Annotated in this window: 15 protein-coding genes; 7 read left to right on the forward strand and 8 right to left on the reverse strand. The window is 67.9% G+C overall.

Annotated elements, in window-relative coordinates; all coding sequences use genetic code 11:
• Positions 1-172: 172 nt before the first annotated feature.
• The gene (locus MYA_RS15400) at positions 173-1282 is read left to right on the forward strand and encodes a 2-aminoethylphosphonate--pyruvate transaminase (protein WP_014724069.1); all 1110 of its coding nucleotides are present in this window, start codon (positions 173-175) and stop codon (positions 1280-1282) included.
• Positions 1283-1371: 89 nt separating this feature from the next.
• Here MYA_RS15400 and MYA_RS15405 read toward each other — a convergent pair whose 3' ends face one another.
• The 3 genes from MYA_RS15405 to aroQ are packed head-to-tail and all read right to left on the reverse strand — an operon-like array spanning position 1372 to position 4056.
• A complete protein-coding gene (locus tag MYA_RS15405; RefSeq protein ID WP_011880898.1) occupies positions 1372-2706 on the reverse strand; it encodes an MFS transporter in 1335 nt (444 codons plus the stop codon).
• A gap of 43 nt (positions 2707-2749) precedes the next feature.
• The gene (locus MYA_RS15410) at positions 2750-3604 is read right to left on the reverse strand and encodes a shikimate dehydrogenase (protein ID WP_014724070.1); all 855 of its coding nucleotides are present in this window, start codon (positions 3602-3604) and stop codon (positions 2750-2752) included.
• Positions 3601-4056, reverse strand: coding sequence for a type II 3-dehydroquinate dehydratase (aroQ, locus tag MYA_RS15415; RefSeq protein WP_011880900.1), 456 nt, complete (start codon positions 4054-4056; stop codon positions 3601-3603). The genes MYA_RS15410 and aroQ overlap by 4 nt, the downstream gene beginning before the upstream one ends.
• A gap of 253 nt (positions 4057-4309) precedes the next feature.
• Here aroQ and MYA_RS15420 point away from each other — a divergent pair, with 253 nt between their 5' ends.
• Positions 4310-6202 (forward strand): bifunctional sugar phosphate isomerase/epimerase/4-hydroxyphenylpyruvate dioxygenase family protein, encoded by a 1893-nt coding sequence (locus MYA_RS15420; RefSeq protein ID WP_011880901.1) that lies wholly within the window; start codon positions 4310-4312, stop codon positions 6200-6202.
• Between the two features lie 305 nt (positions 6203-6507).
• Positions 6508-6771, forward strand: coding sequence for a hypothetical protein (locus MYA_RS15425; protein WP_011880902.1), 264 nt, complete (start codon positions 6508-6510; stop codon positions 6769-6771).
• 72 nt (positions 6772-6843) lie between these two features.
• Here MYA_RS15425 and MYA_RS15430 read toward each other — a convergent pair whose 3' ends face one another.
• Positions 6844-7638: an AraC family transcriptional regulator gene (locus MYA_RS15430; RefSeq protein WP_011880903.1), complete on the reverse strand. Its 795-nt coding sequence runs from the start codon at positions 7636-7638 to the stop codon at positions 6844-6846.
• An 854-nt stretch (positions 7639-8492) separates the two neighbouring features.
• On the opposite strand from MYA_RS15430, the gene MYA_RS15435 reads away from it, so the two are divergent.
• Positions 8493-9629 carry a branched-chain amino acid ABC transporter substrate-binding protein gene (locus MYA_RS15435; protein ID WP_011880904.1) on the forward strand — a complete coding sequence of 379 codons (1137 nt, stop codon included), beginning with the start codon at positions 8493-8495 and terminating at the stop codon, positions 9627-9629.
• A 333-nt stretch (positions 9630-9962) separates the two neighbouring features.
• Positions 9963-11273 carry an MFS transporter gene (locus MYA_RS15440; protein ID WP_014724073.1) on the forward strand — a complete coding sequence of 437 codons (1311 nt, stop codon included), beginning with the start codon at positions 9963-9965 and terminating at the stop codon, positions 11271-11273.
• Between the two features lie 122 nt (positions 11274-11395).
• On the opposite strand, the gene MYA_RS15445 is transcribed toward MYA_RS15440, so the two are convergent.
• The 3 genes from MYA_RS15445 to garD all read right to left on the reverse strand — a co-directional run bounded on the left by MYA_RS15445 (position 11396) and on the right by garD (position 14189).
• Entirely contained in the window at positions 11396-11833 is a 438-nt protein-coding gene (locus MYA_RS15445; RefSeq protein WP_011880906.1) for a DoxX family protein, read from the reverse strand.
• 179 nt (positions 11834-12012) lie between these two features.
• The gene (locus tag MYA_RS15450; RefSeq protein ID WP_011880907.1) at positions 12013-12468 is read right to left on the reverse strand and encodes an RbsD/FucU family protein; all 456 of its coding nucleotides are present in this window, start codon (positions 12466-12468) and stop codon (positions 12013-12015) included.
• Positions 12469-12635: 167 nt separating this feature from the next.
• Positions 12636-14189 (reverse strand): galactarate dehydratase, encoded by a 1554-nt coding sequence (gene garD, locus MYA_RS15455; RefSeq protein ID WP_014724074.1) that lies wholly within the window; start codon positions 14187-14189, stop codon positions 12636-12638.
• Between the two features lie 230 nt (positions 14190-14419).
• Here garD and kdgD point away from each other — a divergent pair, with 230 nt between their 5' ends.
• Entirely contained in the window at positions 14420-15334 is a 915-nt protein-coding gene (kdgD, locus tag MYA_RS15460) for a 5-dehydro-4-deoxyglucarate dehydratase (protein WP_011880909.1), read from the forward strand.
• A 302-nt stretch (positions 15335-15636) separates the two neighbouring features.
• Here kdgD and MYA_RS15465 read toward each other — a convergent pair whose 3' ends face one another.
• A complete protein-coding gene (locus MYA_RS15465; RefSeq protein ID WP_041494006.1) occupies positions 15637-17214 on the reverse strand; it encodes an aldehyde dehydrogenase (NADP(+)) in 1578 nt (525 codons plus the stop codon).
• Positions 17215-17464: 250 nt separating this feature from the next.
• Between MYA_RS15465 and MYA_RS15470 the strand changes: the two genes are divergently transcribed.
• Positions 17465-18841 carry an MFS transporter gene (locus MYA_RS15470; protein ID WP_014724077.1) on the forward strand — a complete coding sequence of 459 codons (1377 nt, stop codon included), beginning with the start codon at positions 17465-17467 and terminating at the stop codon, positions 18839-18841.
• The last annotated feature ends 111 nt before the right edge of the window (positions 18842-18952 follow it).

The raw sequence follows: 18952 nt of genomic DNA on the forward strand, positions 1-18952 counted from the left end.
CGTCGCTGCCGCGCTGCGTGGGATGGCGCGGCAAGCGAAGCATCACAGCGTTCGATGACAACCCCGTGACGACCGCCCTGAATTCCACAAAATGACATATTTTGCCAATATCCTGCAATTCGCCCGGACCTGCCATCCAGGCATTTCGTCCGATCCTTGCCGAGAACCCACCATGTCCGATCCGATCCTGCTCACGCCCGGCCCGCTCACCACGTCCGCCACGACACGCCACGCGATGCAACACGACTGGGGCTCGTGGGACGCCGCCTTCAATCGGCTGACTGCCGGCGTCTGCGCGGACTTGGTGGCGATCGCGGGCGGCGGTGACGCGTACGCGTGCGTGCCGCTGCAAGGCAGCGGCACGTTCGCGGTCGAAGCCGCGCTCGGCACGCTGGTGCCGCGCGACGGCGTCGTGCTGGTGCCGCACAACGGCGCGTATTGCGCGCGCATCCTGACGATCCTCGGCCGGCTCGGCATCGACGCGATCGCGCTGCCGTTCGGCGAGGATGCGACCGTCGACGCGGCGGCGGTCGAAGCGGCGTTCGCGCGCGAGCCGCGCATCACGCATGTCGCGCTGGTGCATCTGGAAACGAGCGCCGGCATCCTGAATCCGCTCGACGCGATCGCGCATCTGTGCCGGCGGCACGGCAAGCGGCTGATCGTCGATGCGATGAGTTCGTTCGGCGCGCTGCCGATCGCGCTGGCCGACAGCGGGATCGACGCGTTGATCTCGGCGAGCGGCAAATGCCTGGAAGGCGTGCCGGGGATGGGCTTCGCGATCGTGCGGCGCGACGCGCTCGACGCATGCGCGGGCAATGCGCGGTCGCTCGCGCTCGATCTGCACGACCAGTACCGCTACCTGCACCAGACGGGCCAGTGGCGCTTCACGCCGCCGACCCACGTCGTCGCCGCGCTGCGCGCCGCGCTCGATCAGTATCTGGCCGAAGGCGGCCAGCCGGCCCGCGGCGCGCGCTATGCGGACAACTGCCGCACGCTGGTCGAAGCGATGCGCGCGCTCGGCTTCCGGCCGTTTCTCGATCCGAGCGTGCAGGCACCCGTGATCGTCACGTTTCATGCGCCCGACCATCCCGCCTACGATTTCGGCCGCTTCTACGACGCGGTGCGCGACACGGGCTTCGTGTTGTATCCGGGCAAGCTGACGCAGGTGGACACGTTTCGCGTCGGCTGCATCGGCGCGATCGACGCCGGCGACATGCGCCGGGCGGTCGCGGCGATCGCGCGCGCCGTCGAGTCGCTCGGCATCGCGATGCAGCGCGCGTAGCGCGGGCGCACCGATGGCGCGCCAAATAAAAAACCCGGCGGCCGAAGGGACCGCCGGGCGAATGCACCGTGGGTGCGTGGAGCCGATGCTTACAGTTCGATCCGCTTGATGTCGCCGACGACGAAGATGTACGACAGCGCGCCGATCAGCGCGATCACGCCGATGAACACCAGCGCGCCGACGAACGAACCGGTCGATGCGACGATGAAGCCGACCACCAACGGCGTGACGATCCCGGCCAGATTCGCCGCGAAGTTGAAGATGCCGCCCGTCACGCCGAGCAGGCCGTCCGGCGCGATGTCGGACACGAGCGTCCAGCCGAGCGCCGCCATGCCCTGCGCGAAGAACGCCACCGACATGATCGCGATCACCGCTTCGTTGCTCTTCACGTAGTTCGCGAGAATGATCGTCGAGGCGAGCAGCAGGCCGGCGATGATCGGCAGCTTGCGCGCGAGGTTCGCCGACTTGCCGCGGCGCAGCAGCCAGTCGGAGAAGATGCCGCCGAACATCACGCCGACCGACGCCGCGATGAACGGCATCACCGCGAAGAAACCGATCTTCAGCCAGCCCATGTGGCGTTCGGTCGCCAGATAGGTCGGGAACCAGGTGAGGAAGAACACGAGCGTCGAGTTGCCGGCGAACTGGCCGAGGCAGATGCCCGCGAGCTGGCGCTTCTTCAGCAGCCGGCCGGCCATCGCCCAGCTGAACCGCGTCTGCGCCGGCTTGCCGCCGTCCTTGCGGACGCCGTGCACGAGGCCGCCGCCCGCCTCGATGTACGAGAGTTCCTCGGAATTCGCGCCCGGATGGTTGCGCGGCTCGTGATAGAGCTTCCACCAGACCAGCCCGAACACGATCCCGACCGCGCCGACCACCCAGAACAGCGAGCGCCAGCCGAACGCGCCCATCAGCGCGAACAGCACGGGGCTGAAGAACGCGAGGCCGATGTATTCGCCGACCGTATAGGTGCCGGTCGCCATTGCGCGCTCGCTCTGCGGGAACCACGTCGCGACGACGCGGCTATTGGTCGGAAAACACGGCGCTTCGGTCACGCCGAGGCCGAGCCGGCACGCGAGCAGCGTCGCGACGCCCGGCACGAAGCCCTGCAGCAGCGTGCAGAACGACCACAGCGTCATCGACCAGTAATAGGTGATCTTGCTGCCGAAGCGGTCGAGAAATAGACCGCCCGGCACCTGCATCGCGACGTAGGTCCACGAGAACGCGGAGAACATGATGCCCATGACGGCCGCGTTGATGCCGAGCTCCTTCGTCAACTGCGGCGCGGCGACCCCGAGCACGGTGCGGTCGAGATAGTTGATCATCGTGCCGATCGCGAGCAGCGCGAGGATCTTGTAGCGCGCCGACGTCCGCCGGACCGTACCGGCCGCCTGCGCGGACGACGCGCTCGTGTGGGTGCTGTGCTGCATGGTTGTCTCCTGGTTTCTTTTTTCGTGCTGCTAAGTCGAAGGGTCAGCGCGCGACGAGCGACTGAAAGTGCTCGAACATCCGCTCGTCGTCGGGCGTGCGGCCGGTGAACAGCTCGAACGCGTCGACGGCCTGGTACACGGCCATCCCGCCGCCCGGCAGCGTCGCGCAGCCGGCCGCCCGCGCCGCGCGGATCAGCTCGGTTTCGAGCGGGAAATAGACGATGTCTGCCACCCACATGCCCGCGTGGAGCAGTTCGGCCGGCAGCGGCAGGCCCGGATGCTTGGCCATCCCGGTGGGCGTCGCGTGGATCAGGCCCGTCGCGGCGCGCATCGCGGCCGCGAGATCGTCGCCGGCCGCGACCCGCGCGGCCGGGAAGCGCTGCTGCAGCTCGCCCGCGAGCGCGATGGCACGCGCGCCGTCGACGTCGAAGATCGTCAGTTCGGCGGCGCCCATCTGCAGCGCCGCATGCGCGACGGCCGCACCCGCACCGCCCGCGCCCAGCTGCACGACGCGTGCGAGCGACGCGTCCGGCAGCCCGCGCCGGAACGATCGCGCAAAGCCCGACCAGTCGGTGTTGTGGCCGATCCGCTTGCCGTCCTTGAACAGCACGGTGTTCACCGCGCCGAGGGCGCGCGCGTCGTCCGACAACGCATCCAGATGCTCGATCACGCGCTGCTTGCACGGGTGCGTGATGTTCAGCCCGTTGTAGCCCATCTGCTGCGCGGCATCGAGCAGTTGCGGCAGCGCGTCGGCATTCACGCCGAGCGCGTCGAGATCGATGCGCCTGTATACATAGCCGTATCCCTGGCGGAAGCCTTCTTCCTCGTGCATCGCGGGCGACAGCGAACCGCCGATGCCCTGGCCGATCAGACCGATCAGAAACGACGGGCGGCTCATCGGGCGGCTCCCTGCGCAAAAAGGGTCGCCAGGCGTTGCAGCGCGAACAGGTAGCCTTCGGTGCCACAGCCGCAGATCACCGCTTCGGCGACGGCCGACACGTACGAATGGTGACGGAACGCCTCGCGGCGATGCACGTTGGAAATATGTACCTCGATCACCGGCTTCGCGATCGCCGACAGCGCATCGGCCAGCGCGACCGACGTGTGCGTGTAACCCGCCGGGTTGATGACGATGCCGTGCGTGTCGTGACGCGCGGCGTGCAGCCAGTCGATCAGCTGATGTTCGGCGTTGGACTGACGGAACTCGAGTTCCAGCCCGAGCCGGTCGGCCGCGGTGCGGCACCGCTGCTCGACGTCGGCCAGGGTTTCCGCGCCATAGATATGGGGCTCGCGGGTGCCCAGCAGATTCAGGTTCGGGCCGTTCAGCACCAGCACCTTGTGCTTGCTCATGTCGGTTTTGCTCCAGGAACGGGCGGGCCGCTGATCGGGTCCCGCCTCTGACGTCAAGATTCGGCGCTAGTGTGCGCTTGCGCAAGCGCAAAGTCTTTGCGGGTTTTCGCTAATTTGTACCAACTAGTTAGTTTGTATAATTTCCGAAACTCCCATAGTAAATTCGGGAAATGGTGTTCGTCGCAAATTCCACGACTGGTTCATCCGGCTCGATGCGACGGGCGCCATGCCCGCCCTTCCGCAGGACTCGCCCATGCAGCGCTCGATCGCCACCGTGTCACTGTCCGGCACGCTTGCCGAGAAGCTCACCGCCATCCAGGCCGCAGGCTTCGACGGTGTCGAGATCTTCGAGAACGACCTCGTCTACTTCGATGGATCGCCCGCCGACGTGCGGCGCATGGCCGCCGATCTCGGGCTCGACATCGTGCTGTTCCAGCCCTTTCGCGACTTCGAGGGCGTGAGCCCGGCTCAGCTCGCGCGCAACCTCGACCGCATCCGCCGCAAGTTCGACGTGATGCACGCGCTCGGCACCGACCGCATCCTGGTATGCAGCAACGTGTCGCCCGACACGATCGCGGACGACGCGCTGCTGGTCGACCAGCTCGGCGCGCTCGCCGAGGCCGCGCGCGCGGCCGGCGTGGTCGCCGCGTACGAGGCGCTCGCCTGGGGCCGCGTCGTGAAACGCTACGGCCACGCGTGGCAGCTCGTGAACGCGGTGAACAGCCCGCACCTCGGCCTCGCGCTCGACAGCTTCCACACGCTGTCGCTCGACGATTGTCCGGACGCGATCGCCGCCATCCCCGGCGAGCGGATCGCCTTCGTGCAGATCGCCGATGCGCCGAAGCTCGCGATGGACGTGCTCGAATGGAGCCGCCACTACCGGTCGTTCCCCGGCCAGGGCGACTTCGACCTCGCCCGCTTCACCGCGCGCGTGATCGAGTCCGGCTATACGGGCCCGCTGTCGCTCGAAATCTTCAACGACGGCTTTCGCGCCGCGCCGACCGCGATCACGGCCGCCGACGGCCACCGTTCGCTGCTCTATCTGGAAGACCTGACGCGCACGCGGCTCGCGCAGGAAGGGCACGCGCCGGCTGCCGGCCAGCCGCTGTTCGCGCCGCCGGCGCCGCCCGCGCACGTCGGCTTCCAGTTCATCGAATTCGCGGTCGACGCGCAGGCGGCCGCGACCGTCGGCGACTGGCTCGGCCGGATGCGGTTCCGCCTCGCGGGCCGCCACCGCTCGAAGGACGTCACGCTGTTCCAGCACGGCGCGGCGTCGATCGTGCTGAACGCCGAGCACGACTCGTTCGCGGATGCATTCTTTCAGCAGCACGGGTTGTCGCTGTGCGCATCGGCGTTTCGCGTCGACGATGCGAAAGTGGCGTTCGAGCGCGCGGCCGGGTTCGGCTATGCGCCGTTCTCCGGGCGCGTCGGCCCGAACGAGCGTGTGCTGCCCAGCGTGCAGGCGCCGGACGGCAGCCTCGAGTATTTCGTCGACGAGGCGCCGAACGCGCCGACGCTCTACGAGTCGGACTTCCTGCTGACCGACATCGACGGCCCGACCGAGGTCGGCCCGCTGACGGGCATCGACCACGTGTGCCTCGCGCTGCCGGCCGACGCGCTCGATACGTGGATCCTGTTCTTCAAGACCGCGTTCGGCTTCGAAGCGGAGCGCAGCTGGCTGGTGCCCGATCCGTACGGGCTGATGCGCAGCCGCGCGGTGCGCAGCGCCGACGGCTCGGTGCGGATCGCGCTGAATGCGTCGCTCGACCGTCATACGGCCGTGGCCGAATCGCTCGACCGCTATCACGGCACGGGGCTGAACCACGTCGCGTTCCGGACCGACGACATCGTCAAGACGATCGCCGCGTTCGCGGCCGACGGCGTGCCGTTCCTGCGGATTCCGCCCAACTATTACGACGATCTCGCCGCGCGCTACGCGCTGCCCGACGCGCTGATCGACACGCTGAGCGCCCACCATCTGCTGTACGACCGCGACGAGCACGGCGGCGAATTCCTGCATGCGTATACCGAGCTGGTCGACAACCGCTTCTCGTTCGAGATCGTCGAGCGGCGCGGCGGCTACGACGGCTACGGCGCGGCCAATGCGGCCGTGCGGCTGGCCGCGCAGGCCCAGCGCCGGAAATAGCGAAGCGGCGAGATTCCGGTTCGGCGCCGGATCCCATGACCGCCCGCGTGCCGCTGCCGAATCGCACGGCACGCCACCGCTCGGCGGCGCGGACTCATTGATGCGAGGAATACGGCCGAGGAAGGCCGTCCGGCAAGGCGCGAAGGCACGCGCCCGGCGGCACGCGCATGGCCGCCGTTACGTCCAGTAACGGATGCGGCATCGCAGCATGTGCGGCAAGGCGGCAGTTTTAATAATCGCTTAAGTCTTCGACGGCACCATCCGCAACCAGTTACCCGATGGTCATCTCGAATAGGAGGACAGCGATGAGCGCCGTAGATGCACCCGCCGGCCGCCCGGCCGCCCCACCTGCGAAAAAGACGATGCTGCGCCGCTTGCTCAGCCATCACGAAATCGCGACGCTGCTCGTGCTGCTGCATGCGCCGATCGGCGCGAACGCGAAGCCCGAATTGCCGGCGCTGCAGGAGGCCGGACTCGTCGAGATGGTCAAGCTCGATCCCGATACCGCGCCGAGCTTCCGGTTGACCGAGGACGGCACGGCCGTCCTGAAAGGGCTTGGCTACCGCTGAGCCGTCAGCTTCCCCTTCCCCCACCCGCCCACGCCCGTCGTTGCGCGCCGCCGCCCCGGCGCGCGCGTCGTTTCAACCGGCGCGTTCCTGCAGCATCAGCCGATATTCGCTCGGCGTCACGCCGACGGTCGCCTTGAACTGGCGCGTGAACGCGCTGTGATCCGTATAACCGCATAGCGCCGCCACGTCGGTCACCTTGTCGTGCGTGACCAGCAACGCGGTGGCGGCTTCGAGCCGCGTCTTCAGCAGCACCTGGCGCGGCGTCAGGTGAAACACCTTGTGGAAGTAACGCTCGAGCTGCGCGACCGACATCCCGGCCATCTGCGCGAGCTGCTTCAGGTTCAGCGGCTGCACGTAATGGTCCTGGATGTGCTGCACCACGTCGGCGAGCCGGCTGTAGGCCGGATGCGAACCTTCGTGCGCCTTCAGGTCGCGCGAGATGCCCGCGAGGCCGACCACCTTGCCGGACGCGTCGCGCAGCGGCTCCTTGCAGGTCAGGCACCAGCCCGGCAGCCGGCCCGGATACAGATGCAGCTCGAGCTGATCCATCAACTGCAGGCCGGCATTGATCGTCGCCATGTCCTGCTCGAAATAGGTGCGGCCGAAGCGGCGCGGAAACACCTCGTCGGTCGTCTTGCCGAGCAGGTCGCGCTTGTCCTTGTAGCCGCAGCGCAGCGCCAGCGTCCGGTTGACGAGCGCATAGCGGCCGCTCGCATCCTTCACGAAGAACGCGACGTCGGGCAGCGCGTCGAACACCGGCTCGAGCAGCCGGAAATGCGCGAGCATCGCGCCGAGATCGGCGTTGTCGGGCTGGTAGCGCAACGTATCGGACAGGCTCATGGGCGGTGCGGCAAGCAAGGTCGTCATCCCGGCGTCGGCGAAGGGGGTGGCTGATGGCGTCGATTATAGAAGCGGGCGGTCCGGCGCGGCGCAAGGTTCGCGGTGCGGTGGTTCTCGCGGTGGAGGTGATGGCGAGGGCCGGGGCGCCACGCTTCGCGTCGCGGAACGTTATCGCTACGGGATTGGCGGGTGGAGGGCGTGGGGCGGACTGTCGCCTGTCCGCCTGTCCGCCTGTCCGCCTGTCCGCCTGTCCGCTTGTCCGCTTGTCCGCTTGTCCGCTTGTCCGCTTGTCCGCTTGTCCGCCTGTCCGCCTGTCGCCTGTCGCCTGTCGCCTGTCGCCTGTCGCCTGTCCGCCCGTCGCCCGTCGCCCGTCGCAATTCGCAAATCGCCGGTTGCAGGGAGCTCACAACGCGCCGCGCAGCAGGAGGTTGTACGCGCAACCGCTGCAAGACTCGCAAGGCCCTCATCGGCATCACACATCCCCCGACGCCGCCCCATCGCCACGCCCACCGCCGCCTGCAACCCAAACCCGCCATCCTAGGAACGACGACGTCCCGCGTCTTGGCCCGTCTGCGCATCACACATGACGATTTCAGCATATATCAGGGTTATCTACGATATGCCGAAATCGTCTCACCCCACGCATCTAACGCGCAAGACGCGGGAATTTTCACTATCTAGACTTTAATGAACGGTTACGAGACGTCCATCCGCCCCCCGCAGCCCACGCCGATTCCGGCACAGCATGCGCTGCGTGCCGCGCATTCGCATCGCCGTGGCGGCGCGTTCCGCACCACGCAGGGTCGAAACGTCTCGCCCGGCTTACCGCACCGGTCGAAGGGTCGGCCGCGGCCCAACCACGCCATCAAGGGGAAGTGAAAGTGAAGCTGAAGGTATCGCACGTCGCGCTGGCTGCCGCCTGCGCACTGTCGGGCGCCCACGCCCTCGCCGCCGACGTCGTCAAGATCGGTTTCGCCGCGCCGCTGACCGGGCCGCAATCGAACTACGGCACCGACATGCAGAAAGGCGTGCAGCTCGCGATCGCCGATTTCAACGCGACGCATCCGACGATCGGCGGCAAGCCGGTGACGTTCCAGCTCGACTCGCAGGACGACCAGGCCGATCCGCGCACCGGCACGACGGTCGCGCAGCGGCTGATCGACGACAACGTCCGCGGGATCATCGGCCATTTCAACTCGGGCACCAGCATTCCGGCGTCCGATCTGTACGATCGCGCGGGCCTGCCGCAGATCTCGATGGCGACGTCGCCGCAGTACACCGCACGCGGCTACAAGACGACCTACCGGCTGCTGACGAGCGACGCGCAGGCGGGCCGCATCGTCGGCACCTATGCGGTGAAGACGCTGCGCTTCAAGCGCATCGCGATCATCGACGACCGCACCGCGTACGGCCAGGGCATCGCCGACGAGTTCGCGAAGGCCGTGCAGGCCGCGGGCGGCACGATCATCAAGCGCGACTTCACGAACGACAAGGCGCTCGATTTCTCCGCGATCCTGACCAACCTGAAGGGCGTCAATCCGGATGCGATCTTCTACGGCGGCGGCGACGCGCAATCGTCGCCGATGATCCGCAAGATGCGCCAGCTCGGCATCAAGGCGGCGTTCGTGACCGGCGAGATGTCGCGTTCGCCGACGTTCCTGAAGGTCGGCGGCGAAGCGGCCGAAGGCGCGATCGTCTACATGGGCGGGCTGCCGAAGGAGAAGATGCCCGGCTTCGCCAGCTATGCGTCGCGCTACAAGGCGCGCTTCAACGAGGACGTGATCACCTATTCGCCTTACTCGTACGACGGCACGATCGCGCTGCTCACCGCGATGAAGGACGCGAACTCGACCGATCCGAAGGTCTATACGCCGTATCTCGGCAAGGTGTCGATCAAGGGCGTGTCGGCGCCGAGCATCGCGTACGACGCGAAGGGCGACCTGAAGGACGCGCCGGTGACGATCTACAAGGTCGAGCATGGCGCCTTCAAGCCGGTCGACACGATCGCCGGCAACTGATTCGACGACATCCCCGCCCCTGTCCCCCGCGGCGCGGCACGCTCCCCCGTGTGCCGCGCCGCGTGCCTTGCGGCGTCACGGCGTCCGAAGCATTCGTCGACACGCGCTCCGCGCACGCATTTCGCGCTCCTGTAGAATCCCCCCACCCGCTTTTGACGCTTCGTCTCCGCCGCGCCCCATCCCGGTGCGGCGGCGCGTGCTCCGTGCCCTACCCGGCTTCGCACGCGTTCGACGACGCATGCCGCGCCAAGCCAGTCCATGCCAGTCCATGCCGATAGCGGGCCCTGGAGACGCAGCATCGACAACAACATTCGAAAACCGATCGCCCTGACCATGCAAGCATCTGAATTGAGCGGCGTGCCTCGCGCCGCCGAACGCGCGCTCACGCGCAGCGACTACAAGACCCTCGGCCTCGCCGCACTCGGCGGCGCGCTCGAGTTCTACGACTTCATCATCTTCGTGTTCTTCGCGCCCGCGATCGGACAGCTGTTCTTCCCGCACGACATTCCCGACTGGCTACGCCAGCTGCAGACCTTCGGCATCTTCGCGGCCGGCTATCTCGCGCGACCGCTCGGCGGCGTGATCATGGCGCACTTCGGCGACCTGTTCGGCCGCAAGCGGATGTTCACGCTGAGCGTGCTGATGATGTCGGTGCCGACGCTGCTGATGGGGCTGCTGCCGACCTACGACACGATCGGCATCCTCGCGCCGGTGTTGCTGCTGCTGTTCCGCGTGCTGCAAGGCGCGGCGGTCGGCGGCGAAGTGCCCGGCGCCTGGGTGTTCGTGTCCGAGCACGTGCCGTCGCGCCACATCGGCTATGCGTGCGGCACGCTGACCGCGGGCCTCACCGCCGGCATTCTGCTCGGCTCGCTGGTCGCGGCGGCCATCAACAGCCGCTACTCGGGCGCCGAAGTGACCGCGTTCGCGTGGCGCATTCCGTTCCTGCTCGGCGGCGTGTTCGGCCTGTTCTCCGTATACCTGCGCCGCTGGCTGCACGAAACGCCGGTGTTCGCGGAGATGAAGGCGAAGAAGGCGCTCGCGGCCGAGATTCCGCTGAAAGCCGTGCTGCGCGACCACGGCCGCGCGGTGATCGTGTCGATGCTGCTCACCTGGATGCTGTCGGCGGCGATCGTCGTCGTGATCCTGATGACGCCCGCGCTGCTGCAGAAGCAGTTCCATCTGGCGCCCGCGACCACGCTGTTCGCGAACAGCATCGCGACGCTGTGCCTGACGGCCGGCTGCATCACCGCCGGCTCGCTCGCGGGCTGGATCGGCGCGAAGCGCGTGCTCGGCATCGGCGGCCTCGTGCTCGCCGCGTGCTACTACCTGCTGTTCGCGCAGGTCGCCGCCGACGCGTCGACGCTGCCGCTGTACTACGGGATCGCCGGCTTCACGGTCGGCACGATCGGCGCGGTGCCGTTCGTGATGGTGCGCAGCTTTCCCGCGGTCGTGCGCTTCTCGGGCATCTCGTTCTCGTACAACGTCGCGTATGCGATCTTCGGCGGCCTCACGCCGGTGATCGTCTCGTTGATGATGAAGTCGAACCCGCTCGCGCCGGTCGCCTACGTCGCGGCGATCTGCGTGCTCGGCGCGATTGCCGTGCAGTTCTCGAAGGATGCGAAGGAGCTGACGGACGCTCGCTGAGCGCCGCCTGCGCGCCTAGCAGATGAACGAAGGGCCGAATCCCGCGACCTGCGGGATTCGGCCCTTTTGCGTTGTCAGCGCGTGCCGCGCACGTCGGCTGGATCAGTTCTGCTCAGTTCCGCTCAGCGCAGCGCGCCGTACGACGAACTCGGCCGGCGCAGCGCGTCGATGCTCGCGCCGCCCGCGCCCGTCACGAACAGCAGCAGAAAGCCGCCGGCGATCGCGACGTTCTTCCAGAAGTGGATCACCATGTCGTGCTGGAGCGTGGCGTTGGTCGCGTCCCAGAAATTGTGCCCGACCATCGCGGTCGCGATCGTGTAGCACGCCATCAGCAACGCGAGCGGCTTCACCTTGTAGCCGACGATCAGCAGCAGGCCGCCGAGCGCCTCGATCGCGACGATCAGCGGGCCCGTCACCTGCGTATACGGCACGTTGAGCGCGTGCAGATAGCCGATGAATTCGCCGTAGCCGAGCAGCTTCATCACGCCGCCCCACAGAAACAACGCCGCCAGCGCCAGGCGTGCGAAAAAAATGACGCCGGAATCGACGGAACGCGTCATGCCTCTCTCCTCGTATGCAGTTCGGCCGTCCGCACGGGCGCACCCGTGCGGTTCGAACCGCGCGGCCGAGCGGGGCCGGCGGCAAATGGGCCAGCATAGAGGGTCTTGTGGCCGTGTCCAAGAAAAAGGTTGTAGCAAATCTTTACACTGCAGCCCTTACCGTCGAGGCGGGCACGTCGCTAGCCGGCGTCGCTCAGCAGCACGCCTTTCTTGAAGATGAAGCAGCCGTAGCCGCGCAGCTCGCCGGTGACGATCACCGCGTACGCGCGCTGCGCGCGCTCGTAGAACGCGAAGCGATCGAGGCCCGTGAGCGGCACGGCGCGCGCTTCCGCGCGATCGATCTCGGCCTGCACCTCGCGTTGCACGGGCGGCACCGCGGCCGGATCGCCGACTACTTCCATCCGCCATGCCGGCGTGTCGACGAACGTGTCGAGCGGCAGCACCGACAGCACCGCGCGCGCGACGCGCGCCGAGTCGGCGCCGTCGATGCGCAGCGCGCGGCCGACCACCGTGTGTTCGGCGACGGACTCGGCCGGGAAATTCGCGTCGCAGATCGCCACTTCGTCTCCGTGGCCCATCGCGCGCAGCGCGTGCAGGATGTCGGCGTGCAGCAGCGGATCGAGATTCTTCAACATGTGAGCAAGTCTCCGGGATCAGGAACGAACCGCATAACGTTACCCGATCCCGGGCGCCGCGGGCGACGCGTCATGCATGTCAGGCCGCCGCGCGGCGGCGCGATGACGACGTGACGACGGGGGCGCGAAGGCGCCCGCTTCGGCCGCAGCAAGCCACCGCGCGCGCGTCAGGTCACCGGCGCCGGATTGAACAGCGTCAGCGCGTTCGCGAGCTTCCACTGCTCGGCCCATGTGCGCCGCTTGCCGCTCGCGACGTCGAGCATCAGCCGGAACAGCTCCCAGCCGACGTCCTCGATCGACGCCGCACCGGTCGCGATCTGGCCGGCGTCGAGATCCATCAGGTCGTGCCAGCGGCGCGCGAGATCGCTGCGCGTCGCGACCTTGATCACCGGCACCTGCGCAAGCCCGTACGGCGTGCCGCGCCCGGTCGTGAACACATGCAGGTTCATCCCGGCCGCGAGCTGCAGCGTGCCGCAGATGAAGTCGCTCGCGGGCGTCGCCGCGTACAGCAGCCCCTTCTGCCGCGCCCGCTCGCCCGGCCGCACGACGCCGGCGATCGGCGCGCTGCCGGACTTCACGATCGAGCCCATCGCCTTCTCGACGATGTTCGACAGGCCGCCCTTCTTGTTGCCGGGCGTCGTGTTCGCGCTGCGGTCGACGCGGCCGCGCTCGAGGTAACGGTCGTACCAGTCCATCTCGCGGATGATCTCGCGCGCCACCTCTTCGTTGGCCGCGCGCGACGTCAGCTGCGCGACGCCGTCGCGCACTTCGGTGACTTCCGAGAACATGATCGTCGCGCCCGCGCGCACCAGCAGGTCGGCCGCGAAGCCGACCGCCGGATTCGCCGTCAGGCCGGAGAACGCGTCGCTGCCGCCGCATTGCACGCCGACGACGAGATCCGACGCCGGGCAGGTTTCGCGGCGGCGGCGGTTCAGCCGTTCGAGGTGCGCTTCGGCCATCGTCATGATCGAGTCGATCATCGACTCGAAGCCGACGTGCCCGGCGTCCTGCAGACACACGACGCCGCCGTTGCCGGCCGCGCCGTCGGCCGTGACGGGGATCGCGCCCGGCGGCAGCAGACGCTCGGGCTGGAGCTTCTCGCAGCCGAGGCTCACGGTCATCACTTCGCCGCCGAAGTTCGGGTTCAGGCTGATGTTGCGCAGCGTGCGGATCGGGATGTCCGCGTCGGGCGCGTCGATCGCGACGCCGCAGCCGTACGTGTGCTCGAGCCCGACCACGTCGTCGACGTGCGGGTAGCGCGGCAGCAGTTCGGCCTTGATCCGCTTCACCGCATGCTCGACGACGCCCGACACGCACTGCACGGTCGTCGTGATCGCCAGGATATTGCGCGTGCCGACCGAGCCGTCGGCATTGCGGAAGCCCTCGAACGTATAGCCGTCGAGCGGCGCGAGCGGCGGCGCGGCGCGCGTCGCGAGCGGCAGGTCGTCGAGCCCCGGCGGCTCGGGCATGCGCATCGTGCGCTCGTTCACCCAGCTGCCGCGCGGCAAGTCGGTCAGCGCATAGCCGATCACGACGTTGTAGCGGACCACCGGCGCGCCGGCCGCGAGATCGGTCAGCGCGACCTTGTGCCCTTGCGGTACGCGTTCGCGCAACGTCAGCCCGTCGGCGAACGTCGCGCCCTCGGGCAGGCCGCCATCGTTGACCACGATCGCGACGTTGTCGTCCGGATGCACGCGAATGTAGAGAGGGGAAGCAGTCATCGGAATTCCTGGGAAGCCACTGATTGAATCGTTAGTCATCATACGACATTCATCGATCCGCCGGGATGTTGCGTAAACCCTTATCCGGATAGACCCTAGCGTTGACAGATCAGCAAACCGCTTGCGCAGCGCATTCGTGCGTTGTACGATGACATACAACGACATCGCCACTACGGCTCGGATGGCGTGCCCGACGAACCCAGCACTCGCGCTAGACGGACGACCCAACCATGACTTCACCGCAAGAACTCAAACAGATCATCTCCCACGGCCTGCTGTCGTTTCCGCTGACGGACTTCGACGAACAGCGCAACTTCCGGCCGTCCACCTATGCCGAGCGTCTGGAGTGGCTCGCGCCGTATGGCGCGACCGCGCTGTTCGCCGCGGGCGGCACCGGTGAATTCTTCTCGCTCACGCAGCGCGAGTATTCGGACGTGATTCGCGTCGCGACCGAAACCTGCAAGGGCAAGGTGCCGATCCTGGCCGGCGCCGGCGGCGCGACGCGCGTCGCGATCGAATATGCGCAGGAAGCCGAGCGCCTCGGCGCGAGCGGCGTGCTGCTGATGCCGCACTACCTGACCGAAGCGAGCCAGGAAGGCATCGCCGAGCACGTCGAGCAGGTGTGCCGCGCGCTGAAGATCGGCGTCGTGGTGTACAACCGCGCGAATTCGAAGCTCAATGCGGACATGCTCGAGCGCCTGGCCGACCGCTGCCCGAACCTGATCGGCTTCAAGGACGGCGTCGGCGAAATCGAGAGCATGGTCACGATCCGCCGCCGTCTCGGCGACCGCTTCGCGTACCTCGGCGGCCTGCCGACGGCGGAAGTGTACGCAGCCGCGTACAAGGCGCTCGGCGTGCCGGTGTACTCGTCGGCCGTGTTCAACTTCATCCCGAAGACGGCGATGGCGTTCTACGAAGCGATCGCGAAGGACGACCACGCGACGGTCGGCCGCCTGATCGACGAGTTCTTCCTGCCCTACCTGAAGATCCGCAACCGCCGCGCGGGCTACGCGGTGAGCATCGTGAAGGCAGGTGCGAAGCTGGTCGGCCACGACGCCGGCCCGGTGCGCGCACCGCTGATCGATCTCACCGACGACGAAATGGCCGAGCTCGACGTGTTGATCAAGAAGATGGGCCCGCAGTAAGCGCGGCGGGCGGCCGGCGTCGTGCCGGCCGCTGTCGTGAAGTTGCTCGACTGTGTTGCGGCCGGCGCTTGCCGGCCGCTGTCGTTTGGAGCGGCGCAGCGTGCGATGGGCCGGCGGCAGCGCTGCCGATGCGCAGATTCCGTCCGCATGCGCCGCTGCTGCGGCACCCGGCGCGCCCATTCCATCACTGGTTTGAAACCGCCCCGGCGACGACCAACAAAAAGCGGACGCGGCCAGCCGGCCGCGTCCGCTTTTCCGTTCCTGCATGGCGGCCCGCGCATGCGCGCGGGGCCGCGGCCGCGTCACTCCGCCTTGCCGTCCCGCAGACGCGGAATCGCGAGCGGATTGCTCTCCTGCAACCCTTCGGGCAGCAAATCGTCCGGGAAGTCCTGGTAGCACACGGGCCGCAGGAACCGCTCGATCGCGGTCGCGCCGACCGACGTGACGGCAGGATTCGACGTCGCCGGGAACGGGCCGCCGTGCACCATCGCGTCGCACACTTCGACGCCGGTCGGATAGCCGTTGACCAGCAGGCGTCCGGCCTTGCGTTCGAGAACCGGCAGCAGGCGGCGCGCGAGCGGCTTGTCGTCGGCGTCGATCTGCAGCGTGGCCGTCAACTGCCCCTCGAGCGCCTCGAGCACGCGCGCGACTTCGTCGAGATCGCGGCAACGCACGACCAGCGACGCCGGCCCGAACACCTCGTGGCTGAACGCCTCCTCGGCGAGGAACGCTTGCGCGGCGACTTCGTACAGTGCGCCGCCCGCCTGGCATTCGGTCTGCGGCGCTTCACCGGCGCCCAGCTCGCGCACGCCGGCCAGTTCGGCCAGCTTGCCGCGGCCGTTGCGATATGCGTCGGCGATGCCGCGCGTCAGCATCACGCCGGCCGGCTTCTTCGCGAGCGCCTGCGCGGCGATGCTTTCGAAGCGGTCGAGATCGGGACCGTCGATCGCGAGCACGAGGCCGGGGTTCGTGCAGAACTGGCCGACGCCGAGCGTCAGCGAGTCGACGAAGCCGGCCGCGATCGCGTCGCCGCGCGCGGCCAGCGCGGCCGGGAACAGCACGACCGGATTGATGCTGCTCATTTCGGCGTAGACGGGGATCGGCTGTGCGCGTGCGTTCGCGAGATGCACGAGCGCCATCCCGCCCTGCCGCGATCCGGTGAAACCGACTGCCTGGATCGCCGGATGGCTGACGAGCTGCGCGCCGATCACGCGGCCGGGGCCGACCAGCAGCGAGAACACGCCGGCCGGCATCCCGCATTTGGCGGCCGCCGCGCGGATCGCGCGGCCGACCAGCTCGGACGTGCCGAGATGCGCCTCGTGCGCCTTGACGATCACCGGACAGCCGGCCGCGAGTGCGGACGCCGTATCGCCGCCGGCCACCGAGAACGCGAGCGGGAAGTTGCTCGCGCCGAACACGGCCACGGGCCCGAGCGCGACCTTCTGCAGCCGCAGATCGGAGCGCGGCAGCGGCGTGCGCGCCGGCTGCGCCGGGTCGATCGACGCGGCGAGGAAGCGCCCGTCGCGCACCACGCGCGCGAACAGCCGCAGCTGGCCGACGGTGCGGCCGCGCTCGCCTTGCAAGCGCGCCACGGGCAGGCCCGTTTCGGCGTGCGCGCGTTCGATCAGCGCGTCGCCGAGCGCGACGATTTCGTCGGCGATCGCTTCCAGAAACGCCGCACGCGCGGCGAGCGGCTGGGTGCGGTACGCGTCGAACGCGTCGCGCGCCAGCTCGCACGCGCGATCGACGTCGGCCGGCGACGCGACGCCGAACGCCGGCGTGTCGATCTGCGCGCCCTTGGTCGGATCGAATGCGTACAAGGTACCGGCCGAGCCGGCCACCGCGTCGGCGCCGATCAGCATCTCTCCAGTCAGTTGCATGGGTGTGCTCCGTGTTCGTTCGGGAATGGTGCGCTCATTGTATCTCAACAGATACGATGTCTGCTGACGACGCACTGCCGATCGCGCCGCCTGCGAAGGCGCGCACGATACACCGCCGGGCCAATCCGGGCCAAGTTATCCGGCCGCTTCCCACACTCTGTGACAGTCATCAAAGGGAAAACCCGAGGTTTATGTATTGGGCCGTCCCCCGTAAACTGCCGCCAATGTCATACGACGACGTACATTTAAAGTGACCCATCGAACCTCCTCTCGCGATCTCCCCATCGACCTCGCCGGCAGCGCGCGCCGCACCGCCGTGCGCTACTGGATTCTGGCGATGCTGTTCGTCGTCACGACGCTCAACTACGCTGACCGCGCGACGCTGTCGATCACCGGCACGCCGATCCGCAAGGCTTTCGGCATCGATCCGGTGACGATGGGCTACATCTTCTCGGCATTCAGCTGGGCGTACGTGCTCGCGCAATTGCCGAGCGGCTGGCTGCTCGACCGCTTCGGCGCTCGGCGCGTCTATGCGGCGAGCATCTTCCTGTGGTCGGTGTTCACGCTGCTGCAAAGCACGATCGGTCTGGGCGGCAGCGCGGCGTTCGCGGTGGCCGCGCTGTTCGCGATGCGCTTCGCGGTGGGCATCGCCGAAGCGCCCGCGTTCCCCGCCAACGCGAAGGTCGTCGCGAGCTGGTTCCCGACCGCGGAGCGCGGCACGGCGTCGGCGATCTTCAACGCCGCGCAGTATTTCGCGGCGGTGGTGTTCTCGCCGCTGATGGCGTGGCTCACGCACGCGTACGGCTGGCATCACGTGTATCTGTGGCTCGGGCTCGCTGGCATCGCGCTCGCGTGCCTGTGGCTGCGCGTGATGAAGGACCCGGTCGACCATCCGGCCGTGAACCGCGCGGAACTCGAGCACATCGAGCAAGGCGGCGGCCTCGTGCGCACCACGTCGCGCGGCAACGGCACGGCGTCGGGCGGCAGCCGCGTCGCCGGCTGGTACTACGTGCGCCAGCTGCTGTCGAACCGGATGCTGCTCGGCGTCTATCTGGGCCAGTACTGCGTGAACGTGCTCACCTATTTCTTCCTCACGTGGTTCCCGATCTATCTCGTGCAGGCGCGCGGGATGTCGCTGCTGAAAGCCGGTTTCATGACGTCGCTGCCGGCGATCTGCGGCTTCCTCGGCGGCGTGCTGGGCGGGATGCTGTCCGACACACTGATCCGCCGCGGCGTATCGCTGACGCTCGCACGCAAGATTCCGATCGTCGGCGGGATGCTGCTGTCGATGGTCATCATCGGCTGCAATTACGTCGACAGCGAAGCGCTGGTGATCGCGCTGATGGCCGTGTCGTTCTTCGGCAAGGGCATCGGCTCGCTCGGCTGGGCCGTCGTCGCGGACACCGCGCCGAAGGAAGCGATCGGCCTGTCCGGCAGCCTGTTCAACATGTTCGGCAATACGGCCGGCATCGTCGCGCCGATCGCGATCGGCTATCTGGTCGGCGCGAGCGGTTCGTTCAACGGCGCGCTCGTGTTCGTCGGGCTCAATGCGCTGGTCACGGTGCTCAGCTATCTCGTGATCGTGAAGGACATCAAGCGCGTCGAGCTGCGTCATCGCGATGCTTGAGGGACGGTGGCTAGAGGCGCTGGGCTGGGTGATCGGGGACTGGTGAGGCGGCGGGGGCGTGTGGGGATTGCTTCGGGTGCTTCGGGTGCTTCGCCTCCACCGCTCCGGCGC

The sequence above is a fragment of the Burkholderia sp. KJ006 genome (genome assembly GCF_000262695.1).
GTDB classification, from domain to species: domain Bacteria; phylum Pseudomonadota; class Gammaproteobacteria; order Burkholderiales; family Burkholderiaceae; genus Burkholderia; species Burkholderia vietnamiensis.